This window comes from Aminobacter niigataensis, assembly GCF_946995915.1.
GTDB classification, from domain to species: Bacteria; Pseudomonadota; Alphaproteobacteria; order Rhizobiales; family Rhizobiaceae; genus Aminobacter; species Aminobacter niigataensis.
Genome location: NZ_OX341517.1, coordinates 2,432,574 through 2,448,712 on the forward strand (window position 1 = coordinate 2,432,574; position 16,139 = coordinate 2,448,712).

Genomic DNA, 16,139 nt, shown 5'->3' on the forward strand with positions numbered 1-16,139 from the left:
CCATGTCAGAGATCCTTGCGCAGGCGCGGATCGAGCAGGTCGCGCAGGCCGTCGCCGACAAGTTGAAGCGAAAGCACGGTGAGGATGATGGCGAAGCCGGGGAAGATCGTCATCCAGTCGGCCTGGCCGACATATTGGCGGCCGGCCGCGATCATCGTGCCCCAGGTCGGGATTTCCGGGCTGACGCCAACGCCGAGGAAGGACAGGCCGGCCTCGGCCAGCATCGCATAGGCGAAGATGAAGGTCGCCTGCACCAGGATCGGCGAGACGAGGTTGCGCAGCACATGTCGCGTCATGATGCGCCACGTCGGCACACCAAGGGCGCGTGCGGCCTCGACATAAGGGAGTTCGCGGATCACCAGCGTCGAGGCTCGTACGACGCGCGCAAGGCGCGGGGCATAGACCACGCCGAGCGCGATGATGACGGTTGCCAGCGACGGCCCGAGTGCTGCGACAAGGGCGATGGCCAGCAGGATGTCGGGGAAGGCCATCATCGCATCGATGATACGCGAGACGATGCCGTCGGCCTTGCGGAAGAAGCCGGCGACCAGGCCGAGCGTGATGCCGACGGTCGCGGCAAGTGCAGTGGCTGCCGCGCCGACGAGCAGCGACAGCTGCCCGGCATAGATGGTGCGGCTGAAGACATCGCGGCCGAACTCGTCGGTGCCGAAGAACCATGTCGAGCTCGGCGGCTTGAGCCGGTTGACGATGGACAACTTGCTTGGCGAATAGGGCGCGATCAGCGGTGCGAGAACGGCAAGCAAGGTGATCGCCACGATGATGGCGAGCCCGATCGCAAGCGTCTTGCGCTGGAGGATGAGCGTCGAGATGCGTGGGGTGTCCACGCTGGAGGCGGATGCGGCGGCCATCAGTAACGTACCCGGGGATCGATCATGAGGTAGAGCAGGTCGATGCCGAAATTGATCAGCACGTAGATCGCTGCGATGACGAGCAGGGCGCCCTGGATGACGGGATAGTCGCGCCGCAGCACGGCCGACACCACCAGATTGCCGACACCAGGCAGGCTGAACACGGTCTCGGTGACGACGGCGCCGGAAACCAGCAGGGCGGCGGTCAGGCCGATGACGGTCAGCACCGGGATCAGTGCGTTCTTGAAGGCATGCTTCATGATCACCCGGAACTCGCCCATGCCCTTGGAGCGGGCCGTGCGGACATAGTCGTCATTGAGAACGTCCAGCATCGAGGCGCGGGTAAAGCGGGTGATCAGCGCCGACGAGACGACACCGAGCGCCACTGCCGGCAGTACGAGGTGGCTCATGCGCGTCAGGAAAGAGGCATCGGGGCCGCCATAGCCGGCGACCGGGAACCAGCCGAAGCGGACGGCGAAGACCTGGATCAGGATCAGGCCGAGCCAGAAGCTCGGGATGCTGGCGGCGAGCATGGTGAGCGTGGTCACCGCCTGGTCGAAGAAGCTGCCGCGCTTGTAGGCCGACATGATGCCGACGGGCAGCGCTATGGCGCTGGCGATCAGGATCGCGAAGATGGTGAGGAAGAAGGTCGGTTCGGCGCGATCGAGCAGGGCGCTGGCGACGGGCATGTCGAGGAAGATCGAATGGCCGAGGTCGCCGCGGGCGAGTTGGGCGAGGAAGTAGACATATTGTATGGGCAGCGGCTGGTCAAGGCCGAGGCGCACCCTGAGCACCTCGATATCGGCAGGCGTTGCGTCCGGGCCGAGCATGACCGCGGCCGGATCGCCGGGAGCGACGCGGACGATGACGAAGACGATCGTGACGACCGTGAACATCACGGTCAGCATGCCGAACAGGCGTTGCAGGACGTATCGTGTCATCGATCGGCTCCCATTGGCCCGCCGGCGCGACCTTGGCCGCGCCGGCGGAGATTGTTCTTGTTACTTGGCGATATAGGCGTTCCAGAAGTACGGCCAGGCCGACGGCGTGAAGCCCGCGAGCTTCGGCGACTTCGCCGACAGCGCGTTGAAGTCGCCGACCTTGTAGAAGGGGGCCTCTTCATAGATGAGCTTCTGGATGTCGGCGAAGATCGCGACGCGCTTCTGCGGATCCATCTCGGTGTTGAGGGCGACGACGAGCTTGTCCTTGGCCTCGCTGGCCCACCAGCCCGGATAGGACGAAGGCAGCGGTGCGATCAGCGCCGGATCCGGCAGGAACGGGCTGTGGGTGATGAAGATGTCCCACAGTGCGGGCTCGGCACGGCGCTGCACCAGCGTCGCCCAGTCGACGACGTCGAGCTGCACCGCAAGGCCGGCGGCCTTGAGATACTCGGCCGCGACCTGCGCCATCTTGTAGTGGAACTCGTACTGGCGGCTGGTCAGAATGCGGACGGGCTTGCCGTCGTAACCGGCTTCGGTGGCAAGTGTCTTGGCCTTTTCGGGATCGGCCTGATTGTAGCCTTCGATGCCGGCGTCCGAACGCCACTGGTAACCATCGGGGTAGAGCGCGCCGTCAAGGGCGAAGAACTCGGGCTTGCCGAACGCGGCTGCCATCATGTCCTCGGCGTTGAGGGCTGCCTGCACGGCCTTGCGCAGGCCGGGCTTGGTCATCATGCCTTCCTTGTTGTTCATGATGAACATCGGCCAGCCGAAGGACTTGAGCACCAGCGGCTCGGTCTTCTGCTGACCGTTCAGGCGGTCGAACGCCTCGACCGGCAACAGGTCGGCATAGTCGTACTGACCGGCGATGGCGCCTTCGACGCGAGTATTGGCGTCCGGCACCGGCACGAAGCGGATCTCGTCGAGATACTGCTTGCGGGCGCCGCCGAAGCCGTCGGGCTCGCCTTCGCGGGCCTTGTAGCCATCGAAGCGGACGAGCTGGAGATACTGGTCGGCCTTGCGCTCCTTGATCATGTAGGGACCGGTGCCGACATATTCGGCGAGCGTCTCGGCGATCTTCTCCGACGGCAGCACCACGGCGGCCGAATTGTTGAAGGCCAGCAGTGCGGTCAGCGGCGCGAAAGGCTGCTTGAGCGTGACCTGGACGGTGTAGTCGTCGACGGCTTCGAGCTTGTCGACATTGGCGGCGACCAGCTTGCCGCGCGAGGCAACCTCGAGCCAGCGCTTGAGCGATGCGACCACGTCCTCGGCTGTCATCGCCGAGCCGTCGTGGAAGACGATGCCCTGGCGCAGCTTGATGGTGTGGACCTTGCCGTCGGCCGACACCTCGGGCAGCGCCTCGGCCAGCAGCGGCGCGACGTTCCAGTCCTTGTCGAAGGTGTAGAGCGTCTCGAAGAAGTGCTGGGTGACCATGCCGAGCAGGTCGCCCGTGGCGGTCATCGGATCAAGCGTGGTGAGTTCGCCGATCGTCGCGACGTTGACGACGCCGCCGCGTTCCTGTGCAAAGCCTTGTGCCGCAACAAGCATGCTTACGCTTGCCAGCCCTGCGATAGTCAATTTTTTCAGCATGGTACCCTCCCTATATCCAATTAAAAGTTTCCGGTAATTCTCAATTCGCCTTGGTCAGCGACCTCACCACGCGCTCCAGTTCGGTCACGACCGCGTCGGTGATCAGTTCGCCTTTGCGGGCGCTCGCCGTGGACGGATCGCCGACCACGCCGGTTCCGCCGGACATCTGATGCATGGTGCGGAAGAGCGCTCCACGGCTTGCCCGGATCATGTCGGCGTTGGCCCAGTCGTAGGTCTCGACATAGGACATGTCGCCGATCAGCTCGCGCCGCACGTTTTCGGGGGCGGCGAGCAGCATCAGTGAAGTCTCGAATTCGCAGGCGTGGTTGACGCCGGCAAAGCCGCTCTCGCGGATCGCTTCAAGTTCAGGCGCTACCAGCCGCCACCAGGTGAGCATGGCGATGGTGCACTCGCGATGGCTCGAACCGAAGCTCTCGAGCAACACCTGCCCGACGGCCTGGTTGCCGCCATGGCTGTTGAAGATGACGAGATTGGTGAAGCCATGGCGCACGACGCTTTCCAGGATGTCGCCGACATAAGCGAGGAAAGTCTCGTGGCGCACGGTCAGCGTGCCGGCAAAGTCCATGTGGTGCTCGGAGCAGCACACCTTGACCTGCGGCAGGATGAGCACCTTGTCGCCCATGCGCTGTTCGAGCCGGTCGAGGAAGTGGCCGCCGATGGCGACGTCGGTGTCGATCGCCAGATGCGGGCCGTGCTGCTCGATGGCGGCGACGTTGAGGATGACCGGAATGGAGCGATCCAGTCCGGCAAACTCGTTGGTGGTGAGCTTTTCCCAGCGCATCTGCTGTCCCTCAGGCGATCGTGCGTTCGGAGGTGCGGAAGCGGGCGAGGGCGGCCTCGTCGAGCTTCACGCCAAGTCCCGGACCGTCGGCCGGAATGCCGACATGGGGCGGCTCGAAGGCGAGCGGGGTTTCCAGCAGGTCGTGGGTGCGGATCATGCGGCCGAAGATGTCGCCCGGCCACACACAGCTCTTCGCCGCCGCCGACTGGTGGACATACATCGCCTCGAGGATGCCGAGATCGATTTCCGATCCGTGCCAGCAATAGAGGCCGGCGGTTGCGGCGATGTGATCGAGCACCTGGAACTTGGCGAGGCCGCCGTTGAAGTTGAAGCCGTCGACGGCATTGTGGGCGATGGCGTTGATGGCGTCGTGCGGCCGCTGGCCCTGGAAGACGTAGGGCAACGAAACGTGCAGCACGATCGGGATCGAGGAGAAGCGGCGCAGTTCGGCGAAGTCGAGCTGCATCCAGCGCGGCAGCGGGTCCTCAAGCAGAAGCACGTTGCCGACGGCTTCGAGCTCGCGGATGATCCGGCGGGCGTTGCCGGCGTTCTCCCAGCGCTGGTTGGGATCGAAGATGACCTTCATGCCCGGCGCGTGCTGCTTGATCTCGGCGCACCAGCCGGCGACGTCGTCTTCGAGGTCGCACTTGAACTTGATGACCTTGTAGCCCTGCTCGTGGTAGCGCTTGACCCAGGGGCCGACTTCTTCCTGCGTGCGGTGGCTCGACCATGCGCTGACAGGCACGCGGTCGCGGATGGCGCCGCCCAGCAGGCGGTGCATCGGCACGCCGAGCGACTTGGCATAGGCGTCCCAGATCGCGCATTCGAAGCCGTCATATTCGCGGCACAGCGGCAGCGGCAGGTCCTGCAGCGGCAGGTCCATGATCGACTGGCCGAGCAGGTTGGCGCAGATCGCCTCGATGCGCGGCCATTCGTGGTCGCGGTAGAACTCGCCAAGGCCGACGGTGCCGTCGGCCAGCGTCATGCGCAGGACAAGCTTGGGCAGTTCGTCGAACTGCATGCTCCAGGCCGCCTTGCCGCCGACGGGCAGCATGTGAAGCGGCTTTGCCAGGCTGTCCGAGTTGATGACACCCTTGTGCGCCGGCACGATGACCTCGTCGAAGCGGAAGGAAACAATGGTTTTGTCGGCTATCGGCATGGTCGGCTTTCGGATGGGCTGAGGTGTTGTTTCATCGAAGGATGTAGTTTTATTACCCACATGTCAACGCATGCGGAGTAAAATTTCACACCCTGTGCAAAGCGCGGGAACGTCCGCCATCCGTGGGATGCGGAAAGCTCGTTATCTGTTTGTCTTTGCTGAATAAAACTATCTCACGCCGAGATGCTGCGGCTCTCGCTGCGGTGTCCGGAATTGCGGTGCGGGCCGACCGATCAGTCGCCGATGGGCTGGTTGTCGGTGCTGCCGTGCAGGGCGACGAGCGTCGAACGCGCTCGCCACAGCTTCTTGCCGACCGTGCTGCGGCGGCGTGCGCCGATCAGCGTCGAGATGCAGTCGAGCACGAACAATTGCCCGTAGCGTCCGCGGTTCGGCATGTAGAAGAATTTCTCCTCGTCGAAGGCGACGAGGGGCACGTTGACGGTGGCGTGGCTGGCCAGGGGGCTGCCGGGATGGGTGACGGTGACCACCTTGGCATTGAGTGAGGTGGCGAGTTTGGCGCTGTCGATCAGCGAGAGCGGCTTGCCGGTGACCGAGAAGATGAAAAGCACGTCGTCGGCTTCCACGGTCGAGGCGATGATGCGTTGCTTGTAGGGGTCGGCGGTCGCCGAAACTGCCAGGTCCAGGCGAAAGAGCCGGTTTTCCGCTTCGCGTGCGACGTTTGCCGAACTGCCGCCGACGCCGAAGCAGAAGATGCGGCGCGCCTTGTGGAGCAGTTCCGATGCCTGCTCCAGCGCAGCCGGGTCGCGCTGCGAGAAGGCCACGGCGAGGGCCTGGATCGTCGCCTCGTAGACGTTTTCGGCGACGTCGGGGCCCGTTTCCGCAGCCCAATTGCGCTCGCCGACGATGTACATGCGGCCGACCGCATAATCCTGCGCCAGCCTGATCTTGAAATCGGTGAAGCCGTCGCAGCCGATGCGCCGGGTGAAACGGATGATGGTCGGTTCGCTGACCTTTGCCCTGGCCGCAAGTTCCTTGATCGGCAGCCGCGTCGCCGCTTCGATGTCGTCGAGAATTGCGTTGGCGATCGCGCGGTCGGCCGGGTTCATGTCATCGTTTTCGATGCGGAGCCGGTCGATCAGGTTGGCTTGATTTCCCATTTGGCCTTCATCGATTTGACGAGTCTGTTTGTCTCATCGTTACCATAAGCGGCTCCTGGAACAACCATCCGGCCGAACAGGGGGCGGTCGGGAGGTGGTTTGCCGGGCCCGGCAGCCACGGTCGCGGGGGGGGAGCGCCGGTCCGCCCGTGTTCACGCTATCGGAGTGCAGACCGTCGAACGCGTCAGGAAGCGCTTCTCGCGTCCATTGTCGAGCGAGAACATGCCGCCGCGGCCGGCAACGACGTCGATGATCAGGTCGGTGTGTTTCCAGACTTCGAACTGCGAGGCACCGATGTAGACGGGGGTCTCGCCGACCGTTCCGAGCAGCACGTCGTTGTCGCCAACGATGAAATCGCTGCGCGGATAACACATCGGCGAGGAGCCGTCGCAGCAGCCGCCGGACTGGTGGAACAGCACCGGCCCGTGGTCGGCGATGATTTCGGCCAGCAGGGCGATTGCCTCAAGCGTGGCGGAGACCTTGTCGAGGGACATCTTTTCAGGCATCGCAGGAACTCCCGCACTTCAGGCGCAGACGGCGCGGCATTTCTGCCGCGCCGCGCCCTGGGAGGCGATCAAAAGAAGCCGAGCTTCTTCGGGCTGTAGCTGACCAGCATGTTCTTGGTCTGCTGGTAGTGGTCGAGCATCATCTTGTGCGTCTCGCGGCCGATGCCCGACTGCTTGTAGCCGCCGAAGGCCGCGTGCGCCGGATAGGCATGGTAGCAATTGGTCCACACGCGGCCGGCCTGGATGGCGCGGCCGAAGCGGTAGAGCCGGTTGGCATCGCGGCTCCAGATGCCGGCACCGAGGCCGTAGAGCGTGTCGTTGGCGATAGACAGCGCGTCGTCGTCGTCCTTGAAGGTGGTGACCGACACCACCGGGCCGAAGATTTCCTCCTGGAAGATGCGCATCTTGTTGTGGCCCTTGAAGACGGTCGGCTTGACGTAGTAGCCGCCGGCAAGGTCGCCGGGCAGATGCGCGCGCTCGCCGCCGGTCAGCACCTCGGCACCTTCCTGCCGGCCGATGTCCATGTAGGACAGGATCTTCTCCAACTGCTCGGACGATGCCTGCGCGCCGATCATCGTCGCCGGGTCGAGCGGGTCGCCCTGGACGATCGCCTCGACGCGCTTCAGCGCCCGCTCCATGAACTTGTCGTAAATCTTCTCGTGCACGAGAGCGCGGCTCGGGCAGGTGCAGACCTCGCCCTGGTTGAGCGCGAACATGACGAAGCCTTCGATCGCCTTGTCGAAGAAGTCGTCGTCCTCCGACGTCACGTCCTGGAAGAAGATGTTGGGCGACTTACCGCCGAGTTCCAGCGTCACCGGGATCAGGTTCTGGCTGGCATATTGCATGATCAGCCGGCCCGTCGTCGTCTCGCCGGTAAAGGCGATCTTGGCGATGCGCGGGCTCGATGCCAGCGGTTTGCCGGCTTCGAGACCGAAGCCGTTGACGATGTTCAATACGCCGTCGGGCAACAGGTCGCCGATCAGGTCGGCCCACAGCATGATAGAGGCGGGGGTTTGTTCGGCCGGCTTCAGCACCACGCAATTGCCGGCGGCAATCGCCGGCGCCAGCTTCCAGCAGGCCATCAGCAGCGGGAAGTTCCACGGGATGATCTGGCCGACGACGCCGAGCGGCTCGTGGAAATGGTAGGCGACGGTGTCGTCGTCGATCTGCGACAGGCTGCCTTCCTGGCTGCGCAGGACACCGGCGAAGTAGCGGAAATGGTCGATGGCCAGCGGCACGTCGGCGGCAGTCGTCTCGCGGATCGGCTTGCCGTTATCCCAGGTCTCGGCGAGCGCCAGCAGGTCGAGATTTTCCTCCATGCGGTCGGCGATGCGGTTGAGGATCAGCGCGCGGGCGGCTGGGCTGGTCCTGCCCCAGGCGTCCTTGGCCTTGTGGGCGGCATCGAGCGCTGCCTCGATGTCGGCGGCGTCGGAGCGGGCGATTTCGCCGAGCGGCCGGCCGGTGACCGGCGAGATGTTCTCGAAATAGCGGCCGGATTTCGGCGCGACCCACTGGCCGCCGATGTAGTTGTCGTAGCGCTTGGCGAAGGGCACCTTGGCGGTGCGCGAAAACTCGACCTTGTTCATGAACTTCCTCCCGAGAAGCAACGCTGCGGGATGCAGCGCGTCGGGAGGAGCGTCGGAGAATATCCGGGCCGTGTCAGCCGGGGGAGGAGCGGTCGCCGGTGCCAACTGTCGCAGAACTGCGACAGTTCCGGGCAGCAAGGTCAATGCGTGCGGCGGATGCCGAGGCGATTGAGCTTGCGGTGCAGGGTGGCGCGCGAAATGCCGAGCTTCAGGGCTGCGGCGGAGACGTTGCCGTCGGCGCGGGCAAGCGCCCGCTGAAGGGCGGCGCGTTCGGCCTCGTCGAGGTCTTCGGCGGCCCGCATGCTGCCACCGACAATGTCGGCGACCGGCAGTCGCCGCTCGAGCCGTTCCCGCGTTATGCCGTAGGTCAGGCGCGCCTGTCTCGTCGCGCCGATGACCAGGTCGTCGGCATCGACGGCGAGCATGCCGCCGGGACTGCGCTCGACCTCAGGCGTCAGGATGATGCGGGCACGGGGGAAGGCGAGGCGGAAATTGTCGGCCTCGATGCGACGCGCGGCGTCGCCGACGGCAAGTGCGATCAGGTTGACGAAACCTTCGGTCAGGTCGGCCCGGCAGGACGATACGTCGAGGGCCGCGGCGACATTGCCCTGATGGTCGTAGATCGGGGCCGTCGTGCAGGAAAGTGCCGTGTTGCGCGAGAGGAAATGCTGGCCGCGATGGATGGTCAGCGGCCGCTGCTCGACCAGGCTGGTACCGATGGCGTTGGTGCCCTCGCTTTCCTCACTCCAGACCGTGCCCGTCCAAAGACCCCAGTCATGGAAGGTCTCGTCATCGGCGACGGCGCCGCGGCGCTCGACCGGGATACCGTTGCGGTCGGCCAGGAGCACGCAGCAGCCGACGCCGCCGACGGCGAGATAAAGCCGGTCGAGGCTGGCCTGGGCTGCTGATATCAGCGGCTCGATGCGCTGCCGGGCGAGCGACAGCTCGACCTCGGTCAGCCGCTCGGGCGGGCTTCTGTGCGTCGGGTCGAGACGGTGCTGCGACGAACGTTGCCACGAAGCGACAAGCGCCGAGCGCGCAGCGTCGCTCGACTTCAGTGCCGCCTGGACCTTGTCGGCATGCTCGACGATTGCGGTGCCTCTCATCCTCTCCTCCGACGGTGGTCTGCACCCTTCCTTGCCGTTCCCGCACAGTCGTTGCCCGCTTCCGCGCCCCGGTCAATTGGCCCTTAGACGCATACGGCCATGCTGGCCGGCGGAGCCAGTGCCCCGCCGGCCAGGTGGTTGGGCTGGACGTCAGGACTTGTGATGGACGTCCTGCAGCCCGTAGACCTCAGTGGCGATCCCTTCTTGGCGCGCCTTGATCTGCAGGGAGAGATACTGCGAGTAGTGCCTGGACTGGTGCAGGTTGCCGCCGTGGAACCACAGCGCTTCCTGCTGGGTCGGCTTCCACATGTTGCGCTGCTCGCCCTCCCAGGGGCCGGGGTCCTTGGTCGTGCTGGAGCCGAGTCCCCAGCACTTGCCCACCTTGTCGGCGACATCCTGGCTGATCAGGTCGGCCGCCCATCCGTTCATCGAGCCGTAGCCGGTGGCATAGACGATGAGGTCGGCCTCCAGTTCGCGCCCGTCTTCGAGAACGATCGAGGTTTCCGTCAGTTTCTCGACGCCGACGCCGCTGACCAGCTTGATCCGGCCGTCGGCCACCAGTTCGCAGGCGCCGACGTCGATGTAGTAGCCGGAGCCGCGCCGGAGATATTTCATGAACAGCCCGGACTCGTCGTCGCCGAAGTCGAGCATGAAGCCGGCATCTTCCAGCCGCTGGTAGAAGGCTGCGTCCTTCTCCCGGATCTTGTCGTAAATCGGCACCTGGAACTCGTGCATGATGCGATAGGGCAGGGAGGCGAAGATCAGGTCGGCCTTGCGCGTCGTCATGCCCGAAGCGACGGCGCGCTCCGAATAGAGGTCGCCGAGCCCGATCTCCATCAGCGAGTCCGACTTGACGATGTGGGTGGAGGAGCGCTGCAGCATGGTGACGTCGGCGCCGCCTTCCCAAAGTGCCGCGCAGATGTCATGCGCCGAATTGTTGGAGCCGACGACCACGACCTTCTTGCCCTTGTAGGCGTCGGGCCCGGGGTGCTGCGAGGAGTGCTGCTGCTCGCCCTTGAAGACGTCCTGTCCCTTGAATTTCGGGACGTTGGCCTTGCCGGACATGCCTGTGGCCAGTACCAGCTGTTTCGGCTTCAGCGCGATCTCCCGGCCGTCGCGTTCGACCACGACGGTCCATTCCCCGGCAGCCTCGTCATAGTCGGCGGACTTGCAGGTGGTCGAGCTCCAGTAGTTGAGCTCCATGACCTTGGTGTACATCTCCAGCCAGTCGCCGATCTTGTCCTTCGGCGCAAAAACCGGCCAGTTCTCCGGGAACGGGATGTAGGGCAGGTGGTCGTACCAGACCGGATCGTGCAGGCAGAGCGACTTGTAGCGCTTGCGCCAGCTGTCGCCGGGCCGCTCGTTCTTCTCGACGATGATGGTCGGCACGCCCAGCTGCCGCAGCCGGGCGCCGAGCGCGATGCCGCCCTGGCCGCCGCCGATGATGACGGTGTAGGGCTGGGTGGTGAAGCCGAGTTCGGCGGCTTCGGCCTCGCGCTTTTCCTTCCACGTCCGGCGGCCGGCGTCGCTGCCATGTTCGGCGCCCATCGGGCGCAACAGGCCCTTGGGTTCCTCGTGGCCCTTCAACTCGCTCATGGTGGTCAGCAGCGTCCATATCAGGCCGTTCTTCAGCCTGATGTGGCCATAGCCGCGCGCCACCGCGGTCTCGAACTCGAACCAGCCGTCGGTGATGCCGTCATTCTGGCTGGCCAGTTCCTTCTCATCCTGGCGGAACCGGCCCGGCTTGATCGAAGCGAGCTGGCTCTTCAGCATGTGGCGGACCTGGTCGTGGCCCTCCATGGTCTTGAGGTTCCAGGTGAACGTCACGAGGTCGCGCCAGTAGCAGTCCGCCTGGAACAGGTTCACGGCGGCGTCGATGTCGCCGCTTGCAAGGGCCTTTTCCAGCTTGCCGAGAATGCTGTCGATCTTGGTCTGGGGGCTGTCGTCGAGCATTTTGTCTTCCTCCGAATTGCCAATGATTGTTTGCTGGGGAGCGGCGCTTGGCGTCGCGCGATCCCGGGGCGGGGATTGGCGAGATCAGGATCTCGCGGGTGTTCCCTCAGGGGCCAGCAGGGCGTGGATGCCCGAACTGTTCGACATGGCTTTCCTCCGATTCCAGTCGCTCCATGCACAGCAAGTGCCGTGCCAAGTCGCGGATGGCGGGAAAGCCCGGTATTTCCGGGGGGAGGTGGGGCAACACCTGTTGCAGCGCGCCTGGCGCACGCCACAGCTGTTGCAGCAGGCGCTGCAACAGCTCAGTGGAGCGCGGTCAGCCCGTAGCGCTTGATCTGGCGGTGGATGGTAGAACGGTCGAGGCCCATGCGGCGGGCGGTTTCGGAGACGTTCCAGTTGCACGCGGCAAGCATCGCCTGCAGTGCGGCCGGGCCGGAGTCCGCATCGTCCAGGCGGTCGGTCAGCTCGGTCACCGACGCCATGATCTCGGGCAGATCGCAAAGCTCGATCACGCCGTCCTGGCAGAGCGCTGCCGCAACCGCGATGACGTTGTCGAGTTCGCGGATGTTGCCCGGCCAGCCATGGGCGCGCAGGGCGAGCAGTGCCGCGGGCGCCATTGTCAGCGTTTCGCCGTCCAGGCGATGGCGGGCGATGACCGTGTCGAGCAGCCAGTCGAAGTCGCGGCGCTCACGCAGCGGCGGGATGGAAAGTGTCGCGGCGTTCAGGCGATAGTAGAGGTCCTCGCGGAAACGCCCTTCCTGCACGAGTGAACCAAGGTCGCGGTGAGATGCCGAGATGACCCTGAGATTGACCGGCTTCGGCCGCGAAGCACCGACGGGAAGCACCTCCCTTTCGGCCAGCACGCGCAGGAAGCGGCTTTGCAGCGGAAGCGGCATATCGCCGATCTCGTCGAGGAACAGCGTGCCGCCGTCGGCCTCTTCGATCAGCCCCTTGCGGCCCTTGGCCGAGGCGCCGGTGAAGGCGCCCGGCAAATGGCCGAACAGTTCGCTTTCGATCAACTGCTCAGGGATGGCGGCGCAGTTGATGGCGACGAACTTGCCCTTGGCGGCAGCGCCGTCGTGGATCGCTTTGGCGAGATATTCCTTGCCGGTGCCGGTTTCGCCCTGGAGCAGGATGGGCAGCGGCCTGCCGGCGAGTTTTGCCGCCTTGGCCTGGAGTGCCGCCATCTGTGGATCGCCGCCGCTCAGGCCGCGCAGCGAAACCGGGATCTGGTCGCGCGCAATTGTTGGCGCCTGGACCTTGTGGTGCGGTTCGATGGCGTGGGCAAACAGCGCGTTGCCGTCGCGGGCGAAAACCAGCCGGTCCTGCGTCGGCCGCCGCCGGGTGAGATCCGGCAGGTCGTCGATCTCCATGTCGAAGAAGCGCGCGATCGGCTGGCCGATCAGGCCGTCCGGCTGGCGCCAGTCGAGCCCGACCGAACGCGCCAGGATCTTGGCGCCGCCATGGGTCATGCCGATGATGCGTCCCGCGCCGTCGATGGAAATCGCGGCCTCCGGGTCGACGTCGAGGAATTCCGGCGACCGGGCAAAACGCAGCACCCATTCGTCGCGGGTCTGGGCCATCAAATTGGCGAGTTCGATGCGGCGCACGGTGGCAGCTACCAGATGCAGCGCCAGATTCTGGCTGGTCTTGCGGATCGGCGAACTCAGCAGCGAAATGTCGAGCACCGCGGCAAGGTCGCCGCGGATGTCGTAGACGGGTGCCGCCGTGCAGGACAAAGGCGTATGGGTGTTGTCGAAATGGTCGGTCTGGTGGATGGTCAGGGCCTCGCCCGCCTCCAGGCAGGCGCCGACGGCACAGGTTCCGGCGCGTGCTTCCGACCATTCCGAGCCGAGGTAGAGGCCGGCCTTGCGCAGGTTGTTGTCGAACAGCGGGTCGCCGAGAAACTCGACCGTCACGCCCTTGCGGTCGGACAGCAGCAGCACGTAGTTCTGGCCGGCCACCTGCCGGAACAGGTTTTCGAGGCCGGAGCGGGCGATGGCGATCAGCTCCTCCGACTGCTGGCGATGCTCGCGCAGTTCCCCATCTGGCAGGATGTAGGCTTCGCACGCCTGGGTCGGGTCGAGACGATGCTGCTCGATGCAGCGCAGCCACGACTTGACCACCTGCTCGTCGCGCCCGGTCGAAGCACCGAGGCTGACGCTTTCGATCTCGCGAATATGGTCGGAATGCGAAAACATCGGCAATCGCGGCGCGCCTCCCAACGCACCGCCCTCCCATTTTCTCCTGATGCCACATGACTGCATGGCCTCAGGGCATTGTAAAGGAGACTAAAGGCCGAGGGGGTGCGGTGCGGGCGGAGAGCCGCGATGCCGGGGCAGGCGGCACGTTATCGGAACAGTTGCAGGATCGATTGGGGGTTGGCGTTGGCGATCTGCAGCGACTGGATCGCCAGTTGCTGCTGGGTCTGCAGCGCGGTGAGCCTGGTCGACGCCTTGTCCATGTTCGCATCGACGAGCTGACCGACCCCGCGACTGAGCGAATCCGAAAGGCTTTTTGCGAAATCGGCCTGCAGGTTCAGGCTCTTTTTCAGGGCGCCCAGTTCGCTGGCAGCGGTCATGACCTTCTTCAGCATGCCGTCGAGACCGGAGATGTAATTGTCCAGAGCTGACGGAGCGGAGACGTCGACGTCCATCAGGTCGGAGTCAGGCAATATCCCGACATTGTCGGCGACATCTCTCAAGGCGATCGTGGATCGCGAGCCGGCGTTCGGATGCACCGTGTCGTCGATGAGCAATCTTACAAAGTTGCTGGTTGCGACGACGTTGATGCCCTGGCCGTCGAGTGCGTGGTCGAGCAGGACAGCAAGCTGGTCGGGATCGGCCACGATGCCGTCGGTGGTTCCGAGAGCCGCGTCGACCATGGCACGGTCGATGGTGATCCTGACCGGCGTGTTGCCGCTGACTTCGATCTCGAAGCTGAATTCCACATCGTTGTGGACGCGGAAGGGGCCGGCGAAGAGAAGGCCTGTTGTCGCGTAACTGTCGCGGATGTTTCCAGCCAGCGGATTTTCCAGACCCGCAGCCTGTCCGCCGATGGTCTCGGTCAGCGCCACTGAGACGCTTGAACCCGACTCTCCCGTCAATTCCTCGCTCCGGATTGCGAACCTGCTCCCTGCGATACTGACGACAGCGGGCGCACCGGCGTCGTTGAGCGCCGCCTCGAGTACTCTCTGCATCTCGGCGATGGTGTTGATCTGGCCATCGGTGGTTCCGAGTTCGGCGCTGACCAGCGCCTTGTCGATCACGACATCGAAAGTCTGCCCGGCCGCATGGAGGCCTTCGTCCAGCGTCAAGGTAAAGCGTATCGCCTCGGTGTCGCCAATGGCGACAGCACCGGTGAAGCCGAAGTCCTGGAAGCCCATGGCCCCATTGGTGTTCAGGCTCTGGCCGCGCAATCCGCCGATGTCTCCCAGGCTCCTGGGATCCGCCTGCAACGCACCGCCGCCACCGACATTGAACAGGCTCGTGCGGAGGAGGTTCACGTCAGTCTTGCCGATCGAAGCATGGCCTTCCGGTGACCTGACGAACGAAGACACGATTGCCGTCTTGTAGTCCGAGAGTTCGGCCAGATTGCCGGGATGTTCGGTGTTCAGCCAGTTCGCTCCGTTGAAATTGGCGGAGGTTGCGATACTTGCGATCTGCTGTTTCAGGTTTTCCAACTCGGTCTGTATCTTGGCCCGGTTGTCCGGTTGATCCTTGGCGAGGATGACCTTGGCGCTGAAATCCGAAAGCAGTCCTACGGTTGAATCGAGCGCGGTGTAGGCAATGTCGGCCCGCGCGATCCCCAGGCCAAGGGCGTCGGAAACTGTCGACAGCGCCATGTTGTCGGAGCGCATGGTGGTGGCGATCGACCAGTAGGCTGCATTGTGCGACGCCTCCGAAATGCGAAGGCCGGTGCTGACCTGGCCTTGCGTCGCCTCAAGGCTCGAGCTTGCGGCCTTCAATGCCTGCAGGGCGGTCATTGAAGTGGAATTCGTCAATATGCTTGTCATGCTGATCTGCAAAGTTATGAAATAGTATTTTCGAGTAGATGCAAAGTTTATTTCGTCAACAAATGGATATGGTATGGTTAATAAATCGTAAACGGCGGCCGATGTCTTGATGCAATTTGCCCGCCGTCGCTCCTGGCGGCGCGCCTGCGCATTGCACCGCCGCCCAGGTCATGGCGGCGCCCGCTGCGACCCCATCGCTGCTTCGTACAAGCACAATCGCCTGCCGGCAGAGTTGCAAAGATGATCTGTTGGAGTAACCTTCCCGTCGCGAATGCACTTTCCTGTCCAAGGCACATGAGGGGATCATGACCCAGGACCAAGGAAACTCCGGCACCGTTCGGCCTGGTGTTTCCACGCGCCGCAAAGAGCTCTTGGCGTTCCTCGTTCTGGCCTTCGGAATCTGGCCCATCGTCGCCGTGGGCGTCGTCGGCGGCTACGGCTTCATGGTCTGGATGTGGCAGATCATCTTCGGGCCGCCCGGACCTCCGGGAGGTTGA

The 16,139-nt window shown here is 64.4% G+C and carries 13 protein-coding genes; 1 reads left to right on the forward strand and 12 read right to left on the reverse strand.

What is annotated here, in order from left to right:
• Positions 1-5: 5 nt before the first annotated feature.
• The 12 genes from O1Y97_RS11840 to O1Y97_RS11895 all read right to left on the reverse strand — a co-directional run bounded on the left by O1Y97_RS11840 (position 6) and on the right by O1Y97_RS11895 (position 15,642).
• Entirely contained in the window at positions 6-869 is an 864-nt protein-coding gene (locus O1Y97_RS11840; protein WP_318764115.1) for an ABC transporter permease, read from the reverse strand.
• The gene (locus O1Y97_RS11845; protein ID WP_183260142.1) at positions 869-1,810 is read right to left on the reverse strand and encodes an ABC transporter permease; all 942 of its coding nucleotides are present in this window, start codon (positions 1,808-1,810) and stop codon (positions 869-871) included. Before O1Y97_RS11845 ends, O1Y97_RS11840 begins: the two co-directional genes overlap by 1 nt.
• A gap of 60 nt (positions 1,811-1,870) precedes the next feature.
• The gene (locus O1Y97_RS11850; protein WP_404801281.1) at positions 1,871-3,394 is read right to left on the reverse strand and encodes an ABC transporter substrate-binding protein; all 1,524 of its coding nucleotides are present in this window, start codon (positions 3,392-3,394) and stop codon (positions 1,871-1,873) included.
• Positions 3,395-3,437: 43 nt separating this feature from the next.
• Positions 3,438-4,199, reverse strand: coding sequence for a creatininase family protein (locus O1Y97_RS11855; protein ID WP_108607501.1), 762 nt, complete (start codon positions 4,197-4,199; stop codon positions 3,438-3,440).
• Between the two features lie 10 nt (positions 4,200-4,209).
• Positions 4,210-5,358 (reverse strand): mandelate racemase/muconate lactonizing enzyme family protein, encoded by a 1,149-nt coding sequence (locus O1Y97_RS11860; protein WP_108607502.1) that lies wholly within the window; start codon positions 5,356-5,358, stop codon positions 4,210-4,212.
• Between the two features lie 233 nt (positions 5,359-5,591).
• Entirely contained in the window at positions 5,592-6,476 is an 885-nt protein-coding gene (locus O1Y97_RS11865) for a MurR/RpiR family transcriptional regulator (RefSeq protein ID WP_108607503.1), read from the reverse strand.
• 152 nt (positions 6,477-6,628) lie between these two features.
• On the reverse strand, positions 6,629-6,982 hold the full coding sequence (locus tag O1Y97_RS11870; protein WP_318764116.1) for a DUF779 domain-containing protein: 354 nt from the start codon (positions 6,980-6,982) through the stop codon (positions 6,629-6,631).
• Positions 6,983-7,050: 68 nt separating this feature from the next.
• Positions 7,051-8,568: an aldehyde dehydrogenase gene (gene adh / locus O1Y97_RS11875; protein ID WP_183260148.1), complete on the reverse strand. Its 1,518-nt coding sequence runs from the start codon at positions 8,566-8,568 to the stop codon at positions 7,051-7,053.
• 140 nt (positions 8,569-8,708) lie between these two features.
• A complete protein-coding gene (locus O1Y97_RS11880; RefSeq protein WP_318764117.1) occupies positions 8,709-9,674 on the reverse strand; it encodes a helix-turn-helix domain-containing protein in 966 nt (321 codons plus the stop codon).
• A gap of 150 nt (positions 9,675-9,824) precedes the next feature.
• Positions 9,825-11,627 (reverse strand): NAD(P)/FAD-dependent oxidoreductase, encoded by a 1,803-nt coding sequence (locus tag O1Y97_RS11885; protein ID WP_318764118.1) that lies wholly within the window; start codon positions 11,625-11,627, stop codon positions 9,825-9,827.
• Between the two features lie 302 nt (positions 11,628-11,929).
• Positions 11,930-13,828: a sigma-54-dependent Fis family transcriptional regulator gene (locus tag O1Y97_RS11890; RefSeq protein WP_318764201.1), complete on the reverse strand. Its 1,899-nt coding sequence runs from the start codon at positions 13,826-13,828 to the stop codon at positions 11,930-11,932.
• Positions 13,829-13,977: 149 nt separating this feature from the next.
• Positions 13,978-15,642 carry a flagellin N-terminal helical domain-containing protein gene (locus O1Y97_RS11895; RefSeq protein ID WP_318764119.1) on the reverse strand — a complete coding sequence of 555 codons (1,665 nt, stop codon included), beginning with the start codon at positions 15,640-15,642 and terminating at the stop codon, positions 13,978-13,980.
• Between the two features lie 305 nt (positions 15,643-15,947).
• On the opposite strand from O1Y97_RS11895, the gene napE reads away from it, so the two are divergent.
• Positions 15,948-16,139: a periplasmic nitrate reductase, NapE protein gene (gene napE, locus O1Y97_RS11900; protein WP_108607510.1), complete on the forward strand. Its 192-nt coding sequence runs from the start codon at positions 15,948-15,950 to the stop codon at positions 16,137-16,139.